This window comes from Microbacterium umsixpiens (assembly GCF_053543675.1).
Map to the genome: position 1 here is coordinate 1 of NZ_JBLVOH010000199.1, position 1153 is coordinate 1153.

At 71.0% G+C, this 1153-nt stretch carries 2 protein-coding genes; both read right to left on the bottom strand.

Going from position 1 to position 1153, the window contains the following annotated elements; translation table 11 throughout:
- Nucleotides 1-607, bottom strand: a 607-nt coding sequence (locus tag ACNPM4_RS17540; RefSeq protein WP_448986532.1) for a uroporphyrinogen-III synthase, incomplete at its 3' end; no start/stop codon positions are given.
- Nucleotides 604-1153, bottom strand: a 550-nt coding sequence (locus tag ACNPM4_RS17545) for a uroporphyrinogen-III C-methyltransferase (protein ID WP_448986533.1), incomplete at its 5' end; no start/stop codon positions are given. The genes ACNPM4_RS17545 and ACNPM4_RS17540, both read right to left, overlap by 4 nt.

The following is a 1153-nucleotide window of genomic DNA, read 5'->3' on the forward strand; positions in this document are numbered from 1 at the left end:
GGACGGCGTCGACTTCACCCGCACCCGCCTGCACGACGGACCGGCGCACGACCTGGGGGTCCGGCGGCGGCCCCCAGCGATACACGGTGATGCTGACCACGTCCGCTCCGAGCCCCGCCAGGAGGGTGTCGAGCCCGTCGGCGCCCGCGCCGTGGTGCTGAATCGCGATACGTCGCCCGGTGACCCCCTCGGCTGCAAGGTACTCCCCCACTTCCGCGGAGGTCTCGGACTCCGCGACCCAGTCGGCGATGAAGCCCGCCTGCTGGATCGCCCCGTGAGCCTTGGGCCCTCGTGCGATGAACTGTGCCCCGGCCAGCGCGGCGGAGAGGTCCTCGGCCAGGTCGTTCTCGTGCGCGGCATCGATCCATCCGCGGAAACCCACCCCGGTCGTCACGATCACGATGTCGGGGGGCGACGCGATGAGATCGCGCGTGCGGGCGATGAGGAGCTCATCGTCCTCGTTGGGGATGATGCTCAGGGCGGGCGCGCGGTACACCTGGCCGCCGCGTCGCTCGAGAGCCGCGACGAGATCGCCGGAACGTCGGTCGGCGGCGACGACGATGGTGCATCCGGCCAACACCGGAGTCAGTGGAACGCGGATCGTCACGCCAGGACAGCCCCGATCGTGTCCGACGAGGGGAAGAGCAGTAGTCCCGCGCCCGCGACCTCGCCGACAACGATCACCGCGGGGTTGCGGAGGCCGACGGCCTCGGCATCGGCGACCGCCCTGCCGAGGGTGGTCCGCGTCGTACGCTGCTGCGCCGTGTGGCCGCTCTCGACGAACGCGATCGGCCTCTCTGCCGGCACACCGTGTGCGAGTGCCGCGGTGACCAGACGTTCGAGGGCGGCCACGCCCATCAGGACCACCGTGGTCACGGTCGCATCGGCCAGCGCCGCGAGCGTGCCCTCGCCGATGATGCCCTGCCCGTTCACGACGTGGAAAGCTGCGGCCGTGCCTCGATGCGTGACGGGAATGCCTGCCGCTTGCGGAACAGCGATCGCGCTTGATATCCCCGGAGTGATGTCGACCGGGATGCCCGCAGCCAGGCACGCCTGCATCTCCTCGCCACCGCGTCCGAAGACGAACGGATCCCCGCCCTTGAGCCGGACGACGCGTCGGCCCTCCGCTGCCCGCCCCACGATGATGCGGTTG